Annotated in this window: 18 protein-coding genes; 7 read left to right on the top strand and 11 right to left on the bottom strand. The window is 67.1% G+C overall.

Translation table 11 applies throughout. From position 1 onward, the window contains the following. Positions 1-188 (bottom strand): hypothetical protein (locus LzC2_RS21775; RefSeq protein WP_206678586.1); only part of this gene is annotated, 188 nt, incomplete at its 3' end. Positions 189-668: 480 nt separating this feature from the next. Between LzC2_RS21775 and LzC2_RS06445 the strand changes: the two genes are divergently transcribed. After that, the gene (locus LzC2_RS06445) at positions 669-1,343 is read left to right on the top strand and encodes a hypothetical protein (protein ID WP_171184974.1); all 675 of its coding nucleotides are present in this window, start codon (positions 669-671) and stop codon (positions 1,341-1,343) included. 237 nt (positions 1,344-1,580) lie between these two features. Here LzC2_RS06445 and LzC2_RS06440 read toward each other — a convergent pair whose 3' ends face one another. From LzC2_RS06440 to LzC2_RS06430, 3 genes are all read right to left on the bottom strand, one after another. Further along, positions 1,581-3,134: a carboxypeptidase M32 gene (locus LzC2_RS06440; RefSeq protein WP_171184972.1), complete on the bottom strand. Its 1,554-nt coding sequence runs from the start codon at positions 3,132-3,134 to the stop codon at positions 1,581-1,583. A gap of 143 nt (positions 3,135-3,277) precedes the next feature. Beyond that, entirely contained in the window at positions 3,278-4,084 is an 807-nt protein-coding gene (locus LzC2_RS06435; protein ID WP_171184969.1) for a hypothetical protein, read from the bottom strand. A gap of 180 nt (positions 4,085-4,264) precedes the next feature. Continuing rightward, positions 4,265-5,731, bottom strand: coding sequence for a Gfo/Idh/MocA family protein (locus LzC2_RS06430; protein ID WP_171184967.1), 1,467 nt, complete (start codon positions 5,729-5,731; stop codon positions 4,265-4,267). Between the two features lie 467 nt (positions 5,732-6,198). Here LzC2_RS06430 and LzC2_RS06425 point away from each other — a divergent pair, with 467 nt between their 5' ends. After that, positions 6,199-8,148 (top strand): S1C family serine protease, encoded by a 1,950-nt coding sequence (locus LzC2_RS06425; RefSeq protein WP_171184966.1) that lies wholly within the window; start codon positions 6,199-6,201, stop codon positions 8,146-8,148. Positions 8,149-8,788: 640 nt separating this feature from the next. Here LzC2_RS06425 and LzC2_RS06420 read toward each other — a convergent pair. Together LzC2_RS06420 and LzC2_RS06415 are read right to left on the bottom strand one after the other, a co-directional pair. Then, positions 8,789-9,874 carry a DUF1559 domain-containing protein gene (locus tag LzC2_RS06420; protein WP_171184963.1) on the bottom strand — a complete coding sequence of 362 codons (1,086 nt, stop codon included), beginning with the start codon at positions 9,872-9,874 and terminating at the stop codon, positions 8,789-8,791. A gap of 909 nt (positions 9,875-10,783) precedes the next feature. Beyond that, positions 10,784-11,881: a DUF1559 domain-containing protein gene (locus LzC2_RS06415; protein ID WP_171184961.1), complete on the bottom strand. Its 1,098-nt coding sequence runs from the start codon at positions 11,879-11,881 to the stop codon at positions 10,784-10,786. A gap of 384 nt (positions 11,882-12,265) precedes the next feature. Here LzC2_RS06415 and LzC2_RS06410 point away from each other — a divergent pair, with 384 nt between their 5' ends. Next, on the top strand, positions 12,266-12,478 hold the full coding sequence (locus tag LzC2_RS06410) for a hypothetical protein (RefSeq protein ID WP_171184959.1): 213 nt from the start codon (positions 12,266-12,268) through the stop codon (positions 12,476-12,478). A 62-nt stretch (positions 12,479-12,540) separates the two neighbouring features. Here the strand turns inward: LzC2_RS06410 and LzC2_RS06405 are convergent, their stop codons facing one another. Continuing rightward, positions 12,541-13,908 (bottom strand): ribonuclease D, encoded by a 1,368-nt coding sequence (locus LzC2_RS06405; protein WP_171184957.1) that lies wholly within the window; start codon positions 13,906-13,908, stop codon positions 12,541-12,543. A 280-nt stretch (positions 13,909-14,188) separates the two neighbouring features. Between LzC2_RS06405 and LzC2_RS06400 the strand changes: the two genes are divergently transcribed. Then, the gene (locus LzC2_RS06400) at positions 14,189-14,875 is read left to right on the top strand and encodes an OmpA/MotB family protein (RefSeq protein WP_171184954.1); all 687 of its coding nucleotides are present in this window, start codon (positions 14,189-14,191) and stop codon (positions 14,873-14,875) included. A 10-nt stretch (positions 14,876-14,885) separates the two neighbouring features. Here LzC2_RS06400 and LzC2_RS06395 read toward each other — a convergent pair whose 3' ends face one another. Next, positions 14,886-16,073, bottom strand: a complete 1,188-nt coding sequence (locus LzC2_RS06395; RefSeq protein WP_171184952.1) for a tetratricopeptide repeat protein — start codon at positions 16,071-16,073, stop codon at positions 14,886-14,888. A gap of 136 nt (positions 16,074-16,209) precedes the next feature. On the opposite strand from LzC2_RS06395, the gene LzC2_RS06390 reads away from it, so the two are divergent. After that, positions 16,210-16,968 carry a VOC family protein gene (locus tag LzC2_RS06390; RefSeq protein WP_171184950.1) on the top strand — a complete coding sequence of 253 codons (759 nt, stop codon included), beginning with the start codon at positions 16,210-16,212 and terminating at the stop codon, positions 16,966-16,968. Positions 16,969-17,049: 81 nt separating this feature from the next. Here the strand turns inward: LzC2_RS06390 and LzC2_RS06385 are convergent, their stop codons facing one another. Beyond that, on the bottom strand, positions 17,050-17,550 hold the full coding sequence (locus LzC2_RS06385) for an Hsp20/alpha crystallin family protein (protein WP_171184948.1): 501 nt from the start codon (positions 17,548-17,550) through the stop codon (positions 17,050-17,052). A gap of 85 nt (positions 17,551-17,635) precedes the next feature. Beyond that, positions 17,636-18,094 (bottom strand): Hsp20/alpha crystallin family protein, encoded by a 459-nt coding sequence (locus tag LzC2_RS06380; protein ID WP_171184946.1) that lies wholly within the window; start codon positions 18,092-18,094, stop codon positions 17,636-17,638. A 385-nt stretch (positions 18,095-18,479) separates the two neighbouring features. Here LzC2_RS06380 and LzC2_RS06375 point away from each other — a divergent pair, with 385 nt between their 5' ends. Further along, positions 18,480-19,301, top strand: coding sequence for a hypothetical protein (locus LzC2_RS06375; RefSeq protein ID WP_171184944.1), 822 nt, complete (start codon positions 18,480-18,482; stop codon positions 19,299-19,301). Between the two features lie 241 nt (positions 19,302-19,542). After that, positions 19,543-20,655, top strand: coding sequence for a hypothetical protein (locus LzC2_RS06370; RefSeq protein ID WP_171184942.1), 1,113 nt, complete (start codon positions 19,543-19,545; stop codon positions 20,653-20,655). A 508-nt stretch (positions 20,656-21,163) separates the two neighbouring features. Here the strand turns inward: LzC2_RS06370 and LzC2_RS06365 are convergent. Next, complete coding sequence (locus tag LzC2_RS06365; protein WP_171184940.1) at positions 21,164-21,691, bottom strand: cytochrome c oxidase assembly factor Coa1 family protein; 528 nt, start codon at positions 21,689-21,691, stop codon at positions 21,164-21,166. Positions 21,692-21,748: the final 57 nt, after the last annotated feature.

Here is a 21,748-nt window from a genome sequence, read left to right as displayed (position 1 = left end):
GTCGAGAGGGGGCGGGGGTCGCGTCGGGCGCGGCGTCCGCCCCGCTTGCGCACGTCGCCGGGGGCGCCGCTCCAGACGGGAACCACGGCGGGCTTCAGGGGAGCGGCGACTCCCGCTGCGTCCGCCCAATTCGGGGCGAAACGAACGAAATCCTGACGCAGACGGTCCAGCCAGCTTTGCAACAGCATCCGGGCCCTTTGAGAAGGGAGGGAGGTCAGCGGAGCCTTGATCGCGAGCGTCGTGCGTTCGCACGCCGCCGGATCGGCCGGCCGCATTCTACGCCCCCGACACCCCCTGACACACCGGCGTTCGCCCAGACCGACCGCGATCCGGCGGGGACGTCGGGAATCCGGGCGACGCGCTGAAGGTCGGAGAACCGTTCGTCTGGGGCGCATCGGAGCATGTCGCGTCGATTGGGCTGTCCCGATGCGGGACGTTCGTTCTAGCGTGCCCGATCGACCGGCTCGCCCCGCAGGACTCGCCCGATCCGCCTCCGCACGCTCCCGACGATCGACCGTGCGGCGGCGGCGCTGCTGTGGTGTCTCGCATGCGCCGGCTCCGCGGGCGGAGTCGTTCAAGCGGCCGAGGGACCGATCGAACTGCAAACGCTCTCCGAAAGCCTTGCCCCCTTCGAGGAACGGAGCGCGAGCGATGGGCTGCCGTTTTCGTTGCTGACGCCGTTCGACGGCGACGGCGGCGCCCTCCCCCCGCGGCCCGATTGGACGCGGACGGACTGGTTGACCGCTCGTGAGGACGCCGATGACCAGGTCGTCACGCTGCTCGCGCCGGATCGCGGCGAACTGGTTCTCACGGAGACCTCGCTGCTGGGCCGCGCCCTGAAAAGCCGGGGCCGCCTGCGATTCGACGCCTGGAGCGACTTCGACGACACCAGCCGCTTCGGCGGGCAATTGGTCGCCACCACCTGGCTCCGCACGGCGATCGATGCGGAGGGGTACGCCTGGGACTCGGACGACCTCGCCGCCCCGGGAGAGCTGTTCGGCGGAGAGTACTACACCGGCGACGTGAACCTAGTGGCCGAGGTGATCAGCCACGCCCGCGGGACCGCCCGCACCGGCGCCGGGGCGGCCTGGGTGATCGACTCCTCCGGCGAATCGCACTTCGGCCCGCAGGCGACTGTGGCGCTCGATGCGAACCTGCTCGGCCCCGCGACCGCGGGGTTCGAGATCGACTGGGGGGCGATCGGCGACGACGCCCTGTTCCGCTGGCGGGCGGAGTTCGGCTGGGTGTGGGGGCTCGCGGAGATCCGCACCGGCTACGATAAAGTCTCGCTCGGCGACGAGAAACGGGCCGGTTGGTTCGCCTCGCTGTTGATGCGGTATTGAACGCAGCCGAAGCACGAGCCGGTTTCAAAACCGACGTACCAACCCGAAGCGTTAGCGAGGGCGTCGGCCGCAGGCCGACGTGCCGGACGCGACGCGTCCCTCGCTGACGCTTCGGGTTAGTTTTTAAACCGGCCCGTGCGGGATTGAGTTTGAGACCGGAGCGACGCACTGCCGGAGCTTGCGCTCCGGTCTCACGGGAAACCCTCTCAAGCTGCCGTGGAGGCATCGTTCCCGGCCTCAATTTAAGCCGTATAACGCCCCGTATTTCTCCCGGAGGTGCGTCAGTAACGGACCCGGAACCGGGGGCGAGCCGGCGGCGCGTTCGATCAGGTCCGTCGGGGCATAGCGGCGGCCGTGGCGATAAATCTTGTCCGTGAGCCACCCCCGCAGCGGCGCGAAGTTCCCGCCGGCCAGTTGATCGTCCAGGTCGCCCAACTCTTTCTGAGCCGCGTTCCACAGCATCGCGGCATACACGTTGCCGAGGGCGTAGGTCGGGAAATAGCCGATCAGTCCCGCGGCCCAATGGATATCTTGCAAACACCCGTCCGCGGGGCTGGGCGGGCGGAAACCGAACATCGCATCGAACTTCTCGTCCCACACGTCGGACACGTCCGCGACGGGCAGATCGCCGCTGATCAGCGCCTGTTCCAGCTCAAATCGCAGCAGGACGTGCAGGTTATACGTCACTTCGTCCGCCTCCACCCGGATGAGCGTCGGCCGCACGTCGTTGACGACGCGATAGAGATCATCGTCGGAAACGTTCTCTAGTTGTTCGGGAAACGCCGCCCGCGCCTGCGGGCCGACGTGCTTCCAATAGGGCGCCGATCGCCCGACGAAATTCTCCCATAAACGGCTTTGCGATTCGTGCACGCCCAGCCCGCAGGCCTCTCCGGGCGGGGCGCCGAACCACTCGGCGGGGAGGCCCTGTTCGTAAATGCCGTGTCCCGCTTCATGCAACACCCCGAAATAGGATTGCGAGAAGTCGTTGACGTTGTATCGCGTCGTCAGGCGGCAATCCGCCGGGCCGAGCGTCGTGCAAAACGGGTGGGCGGCGGTGTCGAGCCGGCCCGCTTCAAAATCGAAGCCCAATTCTTCGGCCCCGGATCGACAAAACGCGTCCTGAGCGGCGATCGGATAGTTGCGCGAAAGAATCGAACGATCCGGCGAGACGTTCGATTCGGCAATTCCATGCACCAACGGCACTAATCCGTCGCGTAGTTCGGCGAAGACCGCGGCGACCTGCTCGCTGCTCGCGCCGGGTTCGTAGTCGTCGAGGAGGGCGTCGTAAGCCGGGCGATCGGCGAGGTCCGTCCGACCCGCCGCGACCGCGGCCGCTTCCTCCCGCTTGAGTTTGACGACGGCGGAGAGGTGCGGACGGAACGCTGCGAAGTCCGCCGCTTTTCGGGCCTCCGCCCAGTTGCGTTGGGCGAGCGTGGTGACCCGCGAGAGTTCTTCGACCAATTGCCGCGGCAACGTGGTGCGGCGATCGAAGTCGCGGCGGGCCTCGCGCACGCAGGCCGCGGCGGCGGAGTCGTCCGGAAAGCCTTCGCCCTCCGCGGCGAGCAGCGCGTCGTTCAACGCCGGCCCGGTCAAGCGGTCATGCGTCAGGCCCGCCAACGCGGCGAGTTGATCGGCCCGGAAGTCCCCGCCGCGATCCGGCAGATAGGTTTGCTCGTCCCACGCCAGCGTGTCCGCGGCGGTCTTCAGGGTCGCGGCGTCCTTCAACAGGGCGAGAAGATCGGCCAGCGGGCCGCTCGTGGGCGGGCCGAAATCCGTGGGGGAGGACGACATCGGTGCGGCTCCGTCAGCAGGGTGGGGAATCGAACATCGTGCGGCGCCGGCGCTGGCGGGGAAAGTCTGCCGGCCGGATCCCGGCGGCGACCTCCTCAGGACAGGCCGCCCTCAGGACGATAGGCCCTCAGGATGAGAGACTCTCAGGGCGCCTCGATGCCCCAGGTGTCCAGCAGGTTGCGGGCGCGGGCGGCGCGGCGGGCTTTGATGATCTGCTTGATCGGCGGGAGCAGCTTCCAGGTCGCCCGGTAGGCGCCGGTCCAAGTCATCAACCGTTTGCCGTTCTTCACCCGTTCAAAGTGGCCGCCGTCGTGATAGTCGGCGAATTCGCGTTGCATATCGGCGCGGGCGGTCGCTTCCCAGTCTTCGGGGTCCGGCAGGGGGCGGAGGCGGCCGGTTCCCCATTCGCTGGCGATCGCCTTCTGGATGCGGACCAGCGTCGCCGGATCGTCGATCCACTCGCACAGCAGCTTGCGGCACTTCGTCGGATCGCGGGGGAAGGTGGCGGAGTCGCCGGAGTTCACCACGCCGACCTCCAGCACGCCGTCCTCGGAGTCGGACGATTCGTATTCGTTGCTCAACTCGAAGGCCCGCTGGGTCTCCGTGAAGCCGCCGCCCTGGCCGGAGGCGTAGGCGAAGGTGGCGAGGAACGCGGTGTCCGTCGTCCGATTGCCGAAGATCGCCACGAGAATGGAGACGTTCGGCACCAACCCGTGCACCGCGACGTGGGTTTCACGGGCGAAGCCCAAGGGGGCGAGGTCCGCTTCGACGTCGTCCCAAAACTCGGCGACGGGCTGCGGCGGGGGCGTTTTGTCCGGGTCGAACGCCACCGGTCCGGCCTCGGCGTTCTGGGCCGTGGCGAGGCGGATCAGTGCCGGGCTGACCAGGTAGAAGAACGCCCCGATCCCGAGGGGCACGGCGATCGCCCAGAACAGCAGGTCGTCGGTCATGACACGGCAGGGAAACGTCGGCGGGGCCGGGATGGCCGCGAGTGTGGCGTGGCGCCCGCCCGGTTCGCCACCGACCGGCGGACGCCGAGGCGCCGCGACGAGCCGACATGAAGACGACCCGCCCCGCCTCGCGGGCGGAACGGGTCGCGGGTTCGCGGGGCTGCGGTGCGACGCGGCCGGTCAGACCTTGTCCGCGGCGGGGATTTCGAAGCCTTTCCGCTGCGGATCTTGCAGCAGGGCGTTGGCCTGATCGGCCCGGTTGCCGGTGAACCGCTCCGACCCCGGGTCGAACTCCAGCGTCGGGCCGACGGTGTAACGGGTATCGGCGTCGGAGAGTCCGACCCCGTCCCGCATGATCGCGTGCAGACGCTCGAAGTGCTCCGTGGCGTCGTCGTTGGCGAACTCAATCGATTCCACCGGCGCCGGTTCGCCGAGTCGATACGAGTTGTTCATCACGTGGCCCAACACGCAGCCGTAGTGGGCGTCGAGGGCGTTGCCGTTGGCCATGCCGGGGTCGCCGGCGCGCACCGCGCTGATGAAGCTGCCCCAATTGCCGCCGGGCGTCACGTCCCCCTGGGGCAAGCTGAGCGGCTCCGCCTGATCGCTGCCGGGGCGATAGATCTTGTAGTTCCCCTCGCCGACGATCCGGCTGCCGTCTTCGAGGTAGTACTCGTTATACACCTGACGTTCGTAGCCGTCGTAATTCACGTTGCGAACGTCGAACATGACCATCTGGCCGTTCGGATATTCCGCGACGCTGAACATCGTGTTGGGCGTTTCGCCCTGGTCGTCCCACTTGAACCGTCCGCCGACCGCAGTCGTCCGAATCGGGTGGGTCTGGTCCGGGTCGATCGCCCAGCGGGCGACGTCGAGTTGATGGGTGCCTTGGTTATTGAGGTCCCCGTTGCCGGTCGGCCAGAACCAGTGCCAGTCGTAATGCACGTAGTTGTCGTGATACTGGTCGATCTCCGCCGGGCCTTTCCAGAGGTTCCAATCGAGGTTCTTGGGCGGGGCCTCCGGCTTGGCGACGCCGATGCCGCCGCGGGGCTTGCAGCAGTAGCCGTAGGCGATCTTCAGCTTCGGCAGCTTGCCCGTGTGCAACGCTTCATGCAGGCCGGCGATGCCGCTGTTGCTCCGCCGCTGGGTGCCGTGCTGGACGACCACGCCGTACTTCTCCTGGGCCGCCACCGCGACGCGCCCCTCGGCGATGTCGTGGCTCATCGGCTTCTCAACATAAACGTGCTTGCCGGCCTGGGCCGCCCAGATCGTGATGAGGGAGTGCCAGTGGTTCGGCGTCGCCACGCTGATGGCGTCCAGCGAAGGATCGTCCAACGCTTCGCGGACGTCGGCGACGCCCTTGACGTTCTTCGCGGCCTCCTTCCCCTCCAGATTCTTCAACGTCTTGGCGAGGACGTTCGCGTCCGGGTCGATGACGTAGGCGATCTCCACGTTTTTCTGGCCCAGCCACCCGCTGAGATGCGCTTTACCGCGACCGTTCAGCCCGGCGACCGCGATCCGCACGCGGTCGTTCGCCCCCTGAACCGCCCCGGACGCCCGGGTGCCGGCGAGAATCAGCCCGCCGCCGGCCGCGGCGGAGGTGGCGAGAAAGGTGCGTCGAGAATTGCGACGGGGAGCGAGCGTAGACATGCCGAGCGCCGTGGTGCGTGGAACTTGGAAGAACTGCGAACCCGTCAGCCTACGGAGCGCAGCGCACGGATCAAGCCGTTCCGATGGGGTCGGCGGGGCCGTTCGCCAGCGCATCGCGCGTCTTAGAGGCGCTCTGCGATGGCCCGATGACCGATTGCGCTCCCGCAGTCGGAGTCCGAGTGACGGGTTTCGTCCTTAAACTCGCCGGCGTTGATGCGAACGAAGAGTTTTGCAAGTTCCATGCCTGATTTGACGGGCAGCATATGGCGTCGCGGACTGTCGGCCGTACTGTGGACCCCTCTTCAATGTGGGGCCGGGCGCTGCGGCCGATTGATGCGACACAGAACTCTTTTCACTTTTGCACGCCGATGGCTCTTCCGGTCACCTGTGACGAATGTTTCACCGCCTTTGAGGCGCCGACAAAAGCACGGGGAAAACGAGTTCGATGTCCGCACTGCTCCGCCGCCGTGCGAGTCGGCGGCGGAGCGGCCGCCCCGCCGCAATCCAGCGCGGCGCCGACCCGGGCGGGCGGAAAACGAAAAGCCGCTCCCGCGACGAAGGCCGCCGGCCCGTCCACCGGGGTGCTGATCGGCGGCGGAATCGCCGCGGTGTTGGTCGTCGGCGGCGGCATGCTGGGTCTCGGCATGATGCTGGCCGGCGGGGGCGATGCAGCCGTCGCCGGCGGCGTCGCTCCCACGCCGGTCGTCGCGGAGACCAGCCCGACGGAACCGCGCAACGCCGCGGGCGATTCTTCAAACGAGACTTCATCGGAGTCCGCTCCGGATGCGGATCGCTCCGAACGGGCGCCCTCCCCGGCCGAGGACGACGAGACCGGCGTGATGGCGAAAGGCGGGTTGGTCGCGGATCTCGGCATCGCCAAGAGAGGCGGCCTCTCCGCCGAAATGTCGAGCGATGCCGAAGGAGCCGAAGCGGTCGTCGCGCCGGCGGATTCCAGCGACGCGGAGGGAAGCGAAGCCGCCGGGCCGGTCGCGACGGCGTCCTCCGAAGGCCTGCCGGCGGTCCGGGGCGAGGAACTCCGCGGGTCCGAACTCGTCAGCGCGGTCATGCCGTCGGTCGTTCGGATCAACAACACCGGCCCGAGAGCCCGCAGTCAGGGCAGCGGTTACCTCGTTCATTCGGACGGCATCGTCGTCACGAATTACCACGTCGTCTCCGGAGCCAATCGGATTGAAGTGGAGTTTCAGGACGGCAAGAAATACGACAGCCCGGGCTATCTGCTGGTCGAACCCCAATACGACATCGCGGTGATTAAGATTGATTTGGAAGGCGACGACACGCGGCCCGCCGTCCCGCTTATGGGCGAGTTCCCGGCGCAGGGATCGGAAGTGATGGCCTTCGGCACGCCGCAGGGATTGAACTTCAGTTCGACCCGGGGCAGCGTGAACGCCGTGCGGGACGAAGACGAGATTCGTAATAAGACCAACACCGATCATCGCGGCACTTGGATTCAGTTCGACGCCTCGATCTCCAGCGGAAACAGCGGCGGCCCGCTGTGCGACATGCGCGGCAACGTCGTCGGTATGAACACGTTCGTGATGGGCGGGGGCGGAGTCGCTCAGAACCTGAACTTCGCCATCTCCTCGGTCGACATCCGGGAGAAGGTCCGGGGCGTTCTGGATGCCTATCAAGGCGAGAGCAGCATCCAACGCTGGAGCGCCGAGAAACTGAAAGAGTTCGACGGCGACCTCGGCCGGAAACTGGTCGAGAACGAGATCGGCACCAACAAGGGCAAGCGGATTCTCGCCTCGATGACCGAGGTTCTGTTCGTCAAATATCAGGAGGGCGGCGATCCGTCGCTCGACGGCGTCCGCCGATACGTCGATTCTCAGGCGGAGAAGGCTGTCGAGAAATCCAATATGTCGGTCGTCTGGAAACGCCCGGAACGGATCGATATCGCCATCATGGTCATCAAGATGGACGTGGAGCCGAAGGAGCGGGGCAGCAGCGTGATGGTCGTCACGTTGGAAGCCGAAGTCGTGGTGCCGGACACGGAGGACGACTCCAAACAGAACCTGTTCTGCCGGGTGTGGACGCACAAAGGCGAGATCGGCACGCTTTCCCCGATGTCGATTGTGACCGGAAAGGTGCCGCCCGGCTGGAGCCTCCGCCTGATGCAGTTCTTCGGCGATTTCCGTCGGGTTTACAAAGACGCTCAGGACGAAGCCCTCGAAGGGAACCTCGACGACGACACCGAACGAGACGGCTCCAAGATCGCTGAAGAAGGCGAAGGACTCTTTGAAGAGCTCTTCGGCGGAATCTTCAACCTGCCCGAGCCCGGGGCGGACGTGGGCGAAGGGGAGGAATCGCCCCGCGGCCTGGGACCCGAAGGCGAATCGCCGAACGAAGGATCCCGCGGCGAGTTCCCCCGCCCGATGGAACCGGACGACGATCGCTGATCACGCCCGACCCGCCTCATCCGATCTGACGCGGTCGCGGCGCCCGGAACATTCCCGAGCGCCGTGGCCGCCTGGTTCGTTGGCGTCCTGGTACGCACGCCAGATCAGTCTGGCGTTTGCTGGAGGCGATGTGAGCCCGAAGCGCAAGAGATTTTTGCACGAAGAGACGCAACATTCGACCTACTCGGAACTTCGGTCGTTCGATGCGACGGCAGCCCGAAGCGCGAGCCGAGGCCGGGTGAGGCTGTGAACGTCGAACAACTTCGGCTCGCGCCTCAGGCTGCCAATGCTTCGTGCAAAAAGCTCTTGCGCTTCGGGCTCACTGAGGGACGCCGCACTGATCCGCCGGGCGCACTAATCGCGCGCAGCACCCGGTCGGCGCCCGTCTCCGCTTGCCCGCCGCGGGTGAATTGCGGCGGCAGGATCCGCGTGTTCGTCGACAGGCCCTGTGGCTGCAGGCCTTCCTTTCTCGCACGCTTCGGTTTGAGCCCTTGGGGAAAGAGGCAGCCACGCCGAACCCGTGCCCCCGACGTGCTCGGCCGGTTGAGGTCGAATCCACGCGGAGTCGCCAACAAAAACAGCCCCCCGCCACGGGGGCGGGGGGCTGCGACATCCGGCTGTGCGACTGGAGAGTCGCGTCTCAGAACTCGTTCTCGACTTCGCCGCCGTCCCGGCTGCCCAGGGCGCCCCAGGTGCCGTAGGGGCTCTTGCCCGAACGAACCGTCTGAGCGTTCTGGTTGCCGACATCGATGGTCTCGCTGATCAGCTTGACCGAGCCGTCGCCGAACACGACCTGCACGCCGCCGGAGTGGTAGCTGCCGGCGGACATGATGCCGTCGCTGGAGTCGCCGCCGTTATGGATACAGCTCGGGCCGTTCGGCGGGAGGATCGTGTTGAACCCGGTGAACACGGCCGAACCGTCGGCCCAGCGGGTGCCGCGCTCCTGGTCGCCGCGGCGGACGTTCGCACTGGGGTTGTAGAAGCCCGGGTTGTTCGGGTCCGCGACCACGTCGGAGCAGTTCGCTTCCGGGTCGTTAAAGATCTCGCGGGTCAGATCACGGGCGAACCCGGATTGATAGTGCCGAGTCCCTTGGCCGCGACCGATCTCAGACATCAGCAGGGTCGAGGTCGTCCCGTCCCGCATGTCGCGGAGGCTGGAGGGGTAGACGCGGCCGAACATCCCGCGGACGCGGGGGTTCGTGCCGAACACGTCGTCGTTGCCGTCGCCGTTATCGCCCCAGTTCACGGCGTAGTTGGTGTCCGCTTCGTTCGTGACGCGGGCGCCGTCGGAGGGGCAGAGCAACGTGGCGGTCACCGTCGCCCACGGGGCGTAGTTCTCGTTCCACGGAACGGGACCCATCGCCGGCCACGGGTTATCCGCGGCGCGGGTGGTGCCGTTCGAATTCAGCAGCGACGGCCGACTGATCTGGTTCCAGAGGGCGGTCTGGTCCATGTACGGGGACAGACCGACCAGGCCGCTCAGGCGACCACGGTTATCGCTCGTGCCGCCGCGTCCGATGGTGAAGGACTTGTAGGTGCTGTGGTAGTTGTGCAGAGCCAGCCCCAATTGTTTGAGGTTGTTCTGGCACTGGCTGCGGCGAGCCGCTTCGCGGGCTTGCTGCACGGCCGGCAGCAGCAGCGAGACCAGGATGGCGATGATCGCGATCACCACCAGCAGTTCGATGAGGGTGAAGCCGGCGCGCCGGCGTTGATTCGTTCGTAACATGGGATCCCTAAGGACAGGGGAAGAAAAGAGGTTGTGGAACCGCAGGGGAGTCTTTGGAGATCAGCCGAGAGTGTGACCGAACGGTCGATTTGAAGGCTGACGCATCCATCGTAGCAAATCTGAGAGCCCATTTCCACTCGCCATTTCGCCGCTTCCACGGAGGAAAACCGAAAACCGTGGGGCAGGGGCGCCTGGGCCGACCCTCATGCGTCCGCCAGATCAGTGCGGCGCCTGTCCGTGAGCCCAAAGCGAAAGCGAGGCCCGGGACCGCTCCGCCTTGCTTGTCCTTAGAACTCACAGAGGGCTTAGGAGAGTGCCGCGGTAGTTCGTGGAACGTCTTGGTGCGTCCGCCAGATCAGTCTGGCGTTCGCTGGAGGCGAAGTGAGCCCGAAGCGCCAGCGAGGATTACGACTCGCCCACCTCGCTGGCGCTTCGGGCTCACTGAGGGACGCCGTGCTTATCCGCCGGACGCACTAATAAAGGAACGTGCAATCGGCGAATTTCGGAAACCTGCTGGAGCGAGAGACCCGTCAACCAACCATGAATTCCCCGCGCTGAACAACACGTGTTGAATCATCAGAGATCCGGTGCGTTATGAGTCCGTTGCCGAACCGACGTATCAACCCGAAGCGTCGCCAGAGCCGTCGGTCGCAGGCTGGCGCATGACCAATGGCAGCTCGAGGGGGACCGATACACGCAGCCGCATTGGCCTTGGCCGATGCCTCGGGCTGTCGGTCCCTGAGTCGCGGAAGGCGCCTCCCCGCCGGGCGGGAACTGCGGCCCTCCGATGGTCGTGGGCCGTGCGCGGGCCGTAACTGACGCGATGGACCGAGTGCGCACAAAAACAGCCCCCCGCCACGGGGGCGGGGGGCTGCAACATTCGGCTGTGCGACTGCGGTGAGTCGCGTCTCAGAACTCGTTCTCGACTTCGCCGCCGTCCCGGCTGCCCAAGGCGCCCCAAACGCCGTAGGGGCTCTTGCCGGACTGCACCGTCTGGGCGGTCTGGTTCCCGGCATTGATGGTTTCGCTGATCAGCTTGACCGAGCCGTCGCCGAACACGACCTGCACGCCGCCGGAGTGGTAGCTGCCGGCGGACATGATGCCGTCGCTGGAGTCACTGCCGTCATGCATGCAGCTCGGGCCGTTCGGCGGGAGCACCGTATTGAACCCGGTGAACACGGCCGAACCGTCGGCCCAGCGGGTGCCGCGTTCCTGGTCGCCGGCGCGAACGTCCGCGCTGCTGTTGTAGAAGCCCGGGTTGTTCGGGTCCGCGACCACGTCCACGCAGTTCGCCTGGGGGTTGTTGAAGATCTCGCGGGTGAGGCCACGAGCAAAACCGGACTGGTAATGCCGGGTGCCCTGGCCGCGACCGATCTCAGACATCAGCAGGGTGGAGGTCGTTCCGTCCCGCATGTCGCGGAGGCTGGAGGGGTAGACCCGACCGAACATGCCGCGGACGCGGGGGTTGGTGCCGAACACGTCGTCGTTGCCGTCCGGGTTATCGCCCCAGTTAAAGGCGTAGTTCGTATCCGCTTCGTTGGTGACGCGGGCGCCGTCGGAGGGGCAGAGCAGCGTGGCGGTCACCGTCGCCCACGGGGCGTAGGTTTCGTTCCAGGGCTGGGGACCCATCGGCGGCCACGGATCGTCCACAGCACGCGAGGTGCCGTTGGCGTTCAGCAGCGACGGCCGGCTGATCTGGTTCCAGAGGGCGGTCTGATCCATGTACGGGGAGAGACCGACCAGGCCGCTCAGGCGACCGCTATTGTGGATGCTGCCGGTGGTGGTGCCGCCGCGTCCGATGGTGAAGGACTTGTAGGTGCTGTGGTAGTTGTGCAGAGCCAGCCCCAGTTGTTTGAGGTTGTTCTGGCACTGGCTGCGGCGAGCCGCTTCGCGGGCCTGCTGCACGGCCGGCAGCAGCAGCGAGACCAGGATGGCGATGATCGCGATCACCACCAGCAGTTCGATGAGGGTGAAGCCGGCGCGCCGGCGTTGATTCGTTCGTAACATGAGAACCCTTAAGGACAGGGGTGAAAGAAGACTGGGGCGTCACAAAGTAAAGTGTCAGCGGAGGACGCGACCGAATGGTCTTTGCAGTAGCTGACGCATCCATTGTAGCAGATCCGACATCGGCTTTCAAGTATCCGATTCGTCGTTCCAACAGACAAAAAGACCGCTGCCCAAGGCTGAGGGCTTCAGACAAGGCAAAACCCCGATCCGATCGAACGGCGATCCACGGAGCAGCTTTTCACGTGGGCGACGGGATTGTCCGCCGACCGCAACTCATACGATCCCGACCTGAAACCGGAACGAAGCCGACGGTTGACAGCGGCCGCCGGCGGCAATCTGCTTAGGCACGGCTTTCGCCCCCTCCCTCTCCATTAGGATTGCTCGATGCGTCTCCCCGCCCCCCTGTCTGCCCTCTCGTTCGCCCTCCGCTCCGCCGCGGCCGCCTCCATCTGCCTGTGCGCGGTCGCCGCGGCTGGATGCAGCGACGTTGAGTCTGGAACTGTCGAGTTGGATGAGAGCCCCGAAGCCGTCGCGGCACGCGAAGCTGAGAACGAAGAGAACGACCGCATGGCCAACGAAGCGATGCAGAACGACTGAATCGGCAGAGGCCGATCTTGAGCGTGGAACGATGGCAGAGCCGCCGGTCTGCGGACCGGCGGTCAGTCCCGCTCGAACGCCAGCGGGTGATCGCCCTGCGTGTCCGCGACGCGCAGGGCGATCTCACCGTCCAGCAGGTCCGTCAGCAGCTGACCGCACAGGTCTTTGCGCCAGCCCGCCGCCAATTGCGGGACCTCCACGTTCTCCGGGCGGCCGGCGGTGTGCCAGCGGACCAGATCGCGGAGATCCTTCGCCGTCCCGGCGATCGTGCGGGCCACCTCGTGCTCGTTGCAGAGGCTGCTGAGCGCGATGCCCAGTAACTGACCGAGCACGTGCTCGTCCGGGTTCTTATCCGGTCCCTCGCGGCGGATGCGGGGGGGAAGCTCCTCTTCGGGCACCAACTTGCCGCGTTCGATGGCGGCGAGGATGTCGTCCGCGCTGCGGTGGATGTCGCCGCGGTTCAGATCGCGGGGGGCGGTCAGTTCCTCCGCAGTCTCCGGCTGCCGCTTCGCCACGTCGATGACGAGGTCGTCTCGCAGAATCCGGCGCACCGGGCGGTTGCGCTCCTCCGCCTCGTTCCAACGCCACAACGCGACCTCCCGCGCGATCGCCAGATCCCTTCGCGACAGCTTCGACAGGCCGGACAGCTTCTCGTGCGGTTCGCGTCGATGGTCTTCCGCGAGATTCCGGACGAAGCGCACGAACTCCGCCGCCGCCCACGCCGTGCGGCCTCGCGCCTGCAAATCTTTTCGCTGGATCTCCCAGATTTTCGGCAGAAACTCCGCGTCGCGGAGGGCGTACGAGAGTTGATCCGCCGAGAGCGGCCGGCGGCGCCAGTCGGTGCGGGTCTGCGATCCCTTCTGCGGGCGGACGTTCAGCACCCGCTGCACGAGGGCGTCGTAGCCCAACGGGTAGCTCGTGGAACGTAACCCCTCGGCAAGCTGCACGTCGACCAAACGTCGCGGCGCCTGCCCGGTGGCTTCGAGGCAGAACTTCACCTCAGCCTGTCCGCCGTGGACGATCACGGTGGTGCGATCGTCCGTCATCAAATCCCACCACGGGGTGAGATCCTGCAACTCGAACGGATCAACGCCGACGGTCTCGCCGTCGGCGCTGAACTGCATCAGGCACAGTTCGGGGCGGAAGGTGCTCTCGGAGACGAACTCCGTATCGAAGGCGACGAGCCGGGCGTCGCGGGCTCGTTGGCAGAAGTCGTCGAACTCCCCCTGATCGGTAATGAGGGCGTCTTCGTCGGCCGGGGGGCCGCTTCCGCCGCCACGGCGGAACCCGCCGGAGGACTTCGATCCGCCGGACTTCCGGCGGGTCGGTTTCCGTGCGGCCGCGTTCCCGCCTTCAGAATCGCCGCGTGACGACGTTCGGCCGGGGGCGCCGCGGCTGTCGGAACGGGGCGAGCGACGAGAGCGGGGCATTCGGGCAGTGCCGCGGCAAGCGGTTGGTTGAACAGGGCGACGCCCGCGGGCGAGGCGGTCGGCGGGGGACTTGAAGCGTCGACGAAACAGGGATTCCCCCGATGGTCCGTTCCGGCTCCGCGGACGCAACCGCTGTGCCGTTCACGGCGGGCGGTCCGGTCGGAACGGTTCGCGGACGCCCCTTCAACCCGCACCGCCCGACAGGCCGATGGGCGTTCCCGTGCCGCCGGTCCGGCGCCGCGACCGACCTCGTCTTCGCCCCCTCCCCCGAACAGCTACGATGGACGCCGACGACGATGCGCCGCCGGGGGTCCCGGAATGGGTGGTGACGTACGGCGATATGATGAGTTTATTGCTGACCTTTTTTATTATGCTGGTCAGCATGTCGGAGATCTCCGAGAAATCGAAGTACCGGGAGGTTCTCGCGAGTTTGCACGATCGACTGGGCTACGCGGGCGGCGCCCGATCCAGCCCCGGCGATGAATTAGCGGGGACGGCTTCGGCCTCCATCGATGCCGAAGCGGGCGAAGCGCCGGTGGATCAGGCCGGCGACGGGGGCACGCCGCGGCCCACCAGCCCCGGCGTGCAGACGATGCTGACGCGGGAGCGCCCCGGCCGCCCGGTGTCCGCCGGCGCCGCGGTGCGATTCGATCCCGGCGCGGACGCTCCGGCGAGTGGCGAGCCGGCGACCTTGAACGCCCTTGCCGCTGCGATCGCGGGGAAGCCGCAGATGATCGAACTTCGCGGATACGCCGCAGATGGCGCCGAGACCACGTTGGCCTACCGCCGCGCCCGCAAGGTCTTGGACGAACTGACGGCTCGGGGCGTGCGACCGGGGCGATTCCGTATGCGGACCGGCGGGTTCGCCGCCGAACAAGCAGTGGATGCGCCGGACGCTCCGCCCGTCGATCGGGTCGAAGTTTGGGTGTTGGACCGGCTCGCCGCCGATCCCCGCGCGGGGTTCTGAACGGCCGCCTTCAAGAGCCTTCCCAACCGCTCGGCGACCGGCGACGCCAGGCGATCAGCGCCCAGATCCCGGCCAGGGTGAGCAGCCCGCCCACGCCGATCGCCGCGTCGAGCGGCCAGTGCCGAGCGTCCGCGGACCATTGATCCTGGATGTGCGACGGCCGGCCGGAGGTGTCGCCGACCTTCAGAATCGCGACGCCGTATTTTTCCTGAAAGCGGGCGTCGGGATCGGGCGATTTCTCGATCCACAACGCCTCGTCCTCGCGGACCTTTTCGAACCACTCGTCGGTCTCCGCGAACTCCCGTTCGAGCGCTTCGGCGACCTGCTTCGTCTCCACGTCCTGGCCGTCGATCTGCTGCATTTGAAGAGCGGTCGCGGCCAGTTCATGGAAGGCGTCCGCGGCCTCGGGGGCGGATCGGCCCGCTGCGAGATAGGCCCGCGAGGCGAGCAAGCGGGCCGCGGCGGGGTCTGGGAATTCGGAGGTGACTTGGGGCGCCATCAGCAGATCGCCCAACGCTTCCAAGAGCGCCGGGCTGCGATAGTCGCCGAACCGCATCATCCCCTCGACGCCCTTCCGCCCGTCCTTCAAAGAGACTTTTCGCTCTTGAAGGAACTTGGCGAAGCCCTCCCGGTTCGGGCCGATCGGGGCCAGCGGCGCCGGCATGGCCTCCGCATCGCTTTTCTTCTCCAGCATGTATTCGACCAACAGCTTCTGGATCCGCTCACGGCCGAAGTGGGCGTCCGGGTTGATCGCCAGCGCCCGGTCGATCTCCCCCAGCCCTTCCTCGAAGCGGCCGGCGTGGATCAGAATCGTGCCGCGATTCGCGGCGGTTTCGTACTCGCCCAATTCGCCGACGTCCGCGACCTTCTTGTCGAGCGTCGCCAGCGCCTCGTCGCGACGGCCAAGCTTGTCGAGGGCGACGGCGAGGTCGTCATAGGCGGCGGCGCGATCTTCGGCCGACATCGCCCGCTCGCCGAGGGCGTGCAGGCGGAGCGCCGCCCCGCGAGTCGAGATGCGGTGCTCGTAGAAGGCGTCGGTGTGCCGGGGGAACTTGCCGACGATCAATTCCAGCGTGCCGGGGAACTCCTGGCGTTCCTGCCACAGCGTGTCGGTGTCCCAGAGGCAGGCGGAGGCCGCCGGGGTCAGCAGCAGCGCCGAAACCGCGGCGACGGCGGCGAGGGGACGGAGACGAGTCATGACGGCGCTCGGGCGACGGGGGACCGGTCATTCTAACCGATCGCTGAGACGGTCGATCCCGCAGACGGTCGCACCCCGCGGCGGACGATTCTACCGTGACGGTCGCGTTCCTCCTCACCGATCGAGCTTCCCCGCGATGCCCCGTCCCGTTTCCGCCCTGGCTTTGCTGCCCGTCGCCGCCCTGTTCGCCGCCCTCGGTTCGTTCGCTCCGGCGGATCACCACGAGGGGGAGAAGGCGGAGGACTTCGGTCACTACCGCAAGCCGACGATCGACGTCGGCGTGATCGTCTCCGACGTGGGGGCCGCCGAAGAGTTTTACGAATCTGTACTTGGCTTCGAGGAAATCGACGAATTCACCGTCTCCGAGCAGATCGCCGGCGACAGCGGGCTGACGGACTACCGGAAATTCACCGCGGACGTGATGGCGATTGGCTGGGGCGAGAACGCCACCCGCATCAAGCTGATCGAAATGGCCGGCCGTCCCGCGGCCCGCGTCGACAATCAGTTCATCAGCAGCACCTACGGGCCGAGCTATCTCACGTTGCACGTGAAAGATATGGACCCGATCCTGAAAGCCGCCGCGGAGCACAAGCTCAAGCCGCTGGCGAAGGGGCCGGTGAAGATCGGGGAGAAGGGCTATCTGGCCTTGCTCCGCGACCCGGACGGCAACTTTATCGAACTGGTCGGCCCCCGCCCGAACATGAAGGCGGAGGAACCGGTCGAGAAGGCCGCGGACAAGGCGACCGAGGAAGCCGCTGAGGCGACCGAAGAGGCCGGCGAAGCTGCGGAAAAGGCCGGCGAAGCGGCGGGCGAAGCCGCCGAAGCGACGGAAGAAGCGGCTGAGGAAGCCGTCGAAGAGGCGGCCGCAGAAGCGACGGAAATCGTCGAAGAATAATTCGTGGCGAGAAATGAAAACGTCCCGGACGCCGCGCGGCGCCCGGGACGGTGAACCTGCGTGACCTCTGCTTACCGGGGATCAGGCGGCGGTGGTGACCGCGATCGTCCGCCGCTGCTGCTCCTTGGTCTTCGGAAGCGTGACCGTCAGCACGCCGTGACGCAATTGCGCCTCGACGGCGTCGCGGTCGACGGTCTGGCCGAGTCGAAAGGTGCGATGCCAGTCGCCCTCGGGATAACCGATCCCGCGGTTCAACAGCGAATCACGCGAGCGCCCGGCGAGGGGAGCCTCCGGGACTTTCGCCCACAGCGTCAGCACGTCCTTCTCGACGGTGAGTTCCAGGCCGTCTTCGCTCGTGCCCGGCACGTTTGCCGTCAGTAGGAAGGCGTCCGGGGTTTCGAGCACGTCGACCCGCGGTAGATAGCGGGACCGCAGCGCTTCGCCGTCCTCATGGGCGGACGAGTCGCCGGAGGACGGCGCATCGGTTTTCGTCAGGGTCTCCTCCATAGTGGTCTCCTCCACGGCGGTCTCGTCGGCGGCGGTTTCGTCGGCAGAGGTTTCGACAGTGGTCTGATCGTTCATCGAATCGGTTTCTATAAGAGTAGGAATGGATAGTGGGGGATAGGTCTTGATAGATCCTCGGCGCGGCGGCGCGGGGCGCCGCGACTCAGGAGACTTTGACCTCGATCCGGCGGGCCTGCTTCTCGGCCGGTTTGTCGAGCACGAGGGTGAGCACGCCGCGGGCGAACTGCGCCTCCACGCCGTCGACCGGCGGGGTGAACGGCAATCGCACGGTGCGGGCGAACTCGCCGCGGGGCCGCTCGCGGCGGAGCCAGTGGCCGCCTTCCGGCGTTTCGGCGGTCGGCCAGGCGCCGCGGACCGTGACTTCGTCCGCTTTCACGGAGACCTCGACCGCCGCCGGATCGACGCCCGGCAATTCCGCGGTGAGGATCACGGCGTCTTCCGCCTCATGCAGATTGAAGGGCGGAACGGACGAATCGGCCGAGGACGACGGCCCGGACAGCGCCCGGTCGAACGACCGCAGCAGGCCGTTCATCTCCTGACGGACGTTGTCCAGCTGGGCGAAGGGAAGCTCGGCAAGCGGAGAGCGGGTGACGAATCGCATGGGAGTGTTCTCGATCGATTGAGATAGGGGATACTCGCGGCTGCCACTTTGGTCAGCCCACGGTTGACATTCTGCAAGCGGCGTGCCGAACCGTTCGCATGTCCACTCCGGATCGGCGGCTCAGGGAGTTCCCGGTTTTCTGAAGTCGACGGATCGACGCCTCGAAAACGGCGTGACCGGCACGATCGCCGCCGCCGGGGCGATCGGCCGGAGCGACATGTTCGGGGACGGTTCGCCGCGACCCGGAGGGACGGCGGGTCCGCCGCTGATCCGGCCCCCGTCGGTCCGCCGATGCCCGCTGCACGCCCCGCGAGATGCAGGGCGCCCCGCTCAGGCGGGGGGACTCAGTCAACATTCCGCACAGCCGCACGGACGGGGCAGGGCGATGGCCAACCACGCTGCACACACCACTCATCAGGCGACCACCCCCATTCCGGAGGTCGCGGCCTTGCGGCCGGCCCGGCGGGGCGCCGCCGGTCGGGCTATGGGTCTGTTGACCCGCCTCTCCTTAGGCGCCGCCGGGGCCGCCTTGATGCTGGCGCCGGCGGACCTCCTCGCGGCGAAGATCGGCCCGGGGGTCGTCGCGGAAGTCACCGCGGGCTGGACCGCCGCGGAAGCCGCCGGCGTCGGTTTGCTGGCCGTCGCCGGCGTGTGGACGCTCCTGTCGTTGACGCGTCGCCCGCGGTGGGACGTCGCCCCGACATCGGTTCGGAACGAAGACGCTCGGACCCGCGAGGCGGAGTCGAGCGACTCCGAGACGGTCTCCCTGCCGTTCAACGGCGCCGCCTCGAAGTCGGCGGAGGCTCGCCCCGTCAAACGGGTCGACGATGTGGACCCCGCGGCGGTGCGGTCGACCTGGTCCGCGTCTGCCTCGAAGGTCGCCCACGACGAAGCCGAGTCGGAGTCGCCCGCCACGATCCCGTTCCCCGCCGCGGCGGAGTCGGCCGACGAAGAGGTCGTCGAGGAGACGGTCGCGTCGCATCAGGAGTGGCCGGAGGAATGGGGAGACGAGGGAAACGAACCGTCCGTGATCCGATTCGAGGACGTCCCGCGGACCGTCGAGGTCGGCAACCGGGTGGTGGATCTGACGGAGATGGACTTCGACGGCGGCAAGGAGGATCTGCTGAAGGGCCTGTCGAAGAAGGAGCGCCGCACCGTCCGCAAGGCGCTGCGGGTTCGGGAACGGATGCTGATGCGAGCGGCGTGAGGGGCTTGAACGGGTGAAGGGTCGGTCGGCGCCGGGGTCGGGTTTCTCCCGCCCCGGCGTCGTCTGCTTGACTGGGTCGGAGGCGGAAGGAATGCGGCCTGAGGGGGCGACAATCGACGACGGACCCCCCTTGGGTTTGACGCGGTCGCCGGCCGGCCGGCAGGATCAGCGAGTTGCCCCCGGTCTCGCCCGGTCCCCGCCCGGACGCCGCCGGCCCGCCCCGGTCCGTCGCCATGCCGTCATGTCCGCATCCGTCCTCGCCGCTCGTGGCAACGTAATCTTCCCGGTCGAAACGTTCGGGGACACGTTGATCGTGCTCCCGAAGGGAGATAAGGCGGGGTTCGGGGATGCCGATTTCCGGGTCGAATGCGGGCGCGTCTCCGCGGCGCTGCGCGACCCGCACTATAAGAATCTCGTTCTGGACTTCTCGCTGACGAACTACGTCGGCGGGAACGTCGTCAAAGAGCTTCAGCGATGGGTGACGCAGACCCGGGAGCAGGGCGGTCGAGCCGTGGCCTGCGAGGTCAGCGGCGACATGCGGAAAGGGTTGGAAGTTTCCCGGACCGCGGAGGACTGGGAGTTCTTCGAGACCCGCGACGACGCCTTGAAAACCGTCGCGACGGAGACCGTCGGCCAAACCCTGGCGAGGTGGACGCCCACGATCGCGACCGTCGTGACCGTGCTCTTATTGATCGGACTCGGCGCCTGGCTGCTGAGCGGGCGGCATGTCGAACGTCGGCACTTCGCCGAACTGGAGAGCATCTGGGCGGACTACGCCAAGATCCGCAAACAGTACGCCACCGTGCAGGAATGGCGGGAGCATACCCCGCCGCTGGTGGAACGTTTGGATCAAGAAATCGACGAACTTCAGGCCTTGTTGCACACGAAGTACGCCGCCCGAACGACGATGCTCTCGGTGGCGAAAAAACGAATGAAGCCGATTCTGCTAGATCCGCGGTCGCCCGATCCGCGGGCCCGCGGCGTCGAGGCGGGCTTTGCCTATATTCGCGCCAACCTCGCCGGCCTGCCGAAGGAGCAGTATGTCGATGTCGAGGAGGAGTATCGGGCCACGCGACCGACTCTGGCGGGGTCGGAATCCGACGACGACCTTGAGAACGGCGACGATCCGGAATCCGACGACGACCCGGAGGACGGCGACGACGAAGAACTGGATCCCGAGCCGGACGACGCGGAGGTCGAGAACGCCTCGGCTCCCGCCGCCGGAGACTCCGGCGCCTCAATGGATGGGGAAGTCACCGGCGACGACGACCAAGACGACGAGGCCCAAGAATCGCCGCGCTCGCGGTCGGATGATGAGCCGACGCCGATCGCTGAGGGGCGTTCGCCGGACTGAGGTGCGGCTCGCGAGCGGCTCGCTCGATCGGCGAGCCATGCCAGGGCGATCGCTCCGCAGCAGGCCGCTCCGATCCAACGGGTCGGGCCCTCCTCGAACACGATCGCTCCGTTGACGGCGATGAAGCCCAGAAACGCCCCCACGGCGGCGGCGATTCGTGGCGACCGCGTGTCGTACGACCGCGGCCGCACCCAGGCCCAGGCCGCGTCGACCGTCCACACGGCGGCAAACAGGTAGTTGATCCAGACCCCGCCGCCCCAATCGATCCCGGTGAGGGCGTCTGTCTGGCGGGCGGTCTCCCGGACCGCGTCGGCGTGGCTCCAACCGTGCTTCACCTCGAACGCGGCGGCGAGGTGCGCCCACATCGCCGCCGCTCCCCCCGCCCAACAGAGCCGGGCGAGTCGATCGAACCCGAGGTTCCGCCCCACGAACCCCGCCGTCAGCAGCGCCAGCGAGACCCGCACCGTCCAGACGACCCAGTCGTCGCCGGTCAGGACCGCGTCGCCGATCACGGCGTGTCGTCGCCGCCCATCTCCAAGGTCGGTTCCGCGCCGTCGCCCAATTCGCCATCGTCCATCGGGGGGGCGTCCTCAACGACGCCCTCCCGCAGATCGATTTCCGTTCCGTCCGAGAGGACGACCGCTTTTCGCGTGTACGTCCACGGGCCGCCGTTGGCGCTTCCGACGACATACACCGTCGCGGAGCCGTTCGGTCCGGTGATCGGATAGGCCAGATCCGCGGTTTCGTTCCCGTTGTTGTTGGCGTAATTCGCTTTCGTGGGGAAGCCGTCCTCGATCGGCTGCCCCAGCGCCGCCCGCACCTCGGCGTTCTCGCGAGCTGCGGCCAGCGAACTGACGTAGGCGTCGGAGGCCTTCAAGGTATCCATCCCGAAGCTGAACGCCCAGTAGAGGCCGCCGGCGCACAGCACGATGGGCAGCAGGCACCCCAGCGGCACGACCCACAGCCAGTTTCTCCCGAACCACCCCTTGCGGGGCGGCGGTGCGGCGGCGGGTTCGAAGGCGTCGTGAGTCGACATCGGAAGTCCTGTGGCTGGGGAACGGGGGGAATCGGCGGCGGGGGCGAGCGGTACTTG

This window comes from Alienimonas chondri, assembly GCF_013036045.1.
GTDB classification, from domain to species: domain Bacteria; phylum Planctomycetota; class Planctomycetia; order Planctomycetales; family Planctomycetaceae; genus Alienimonas; species Alienimonas chondri.
The sequence above is the reverse complement of the archived record's forward strand: the minus strand, read 5'-3'. Positions and strand labels throughout refer to the sequence as shown.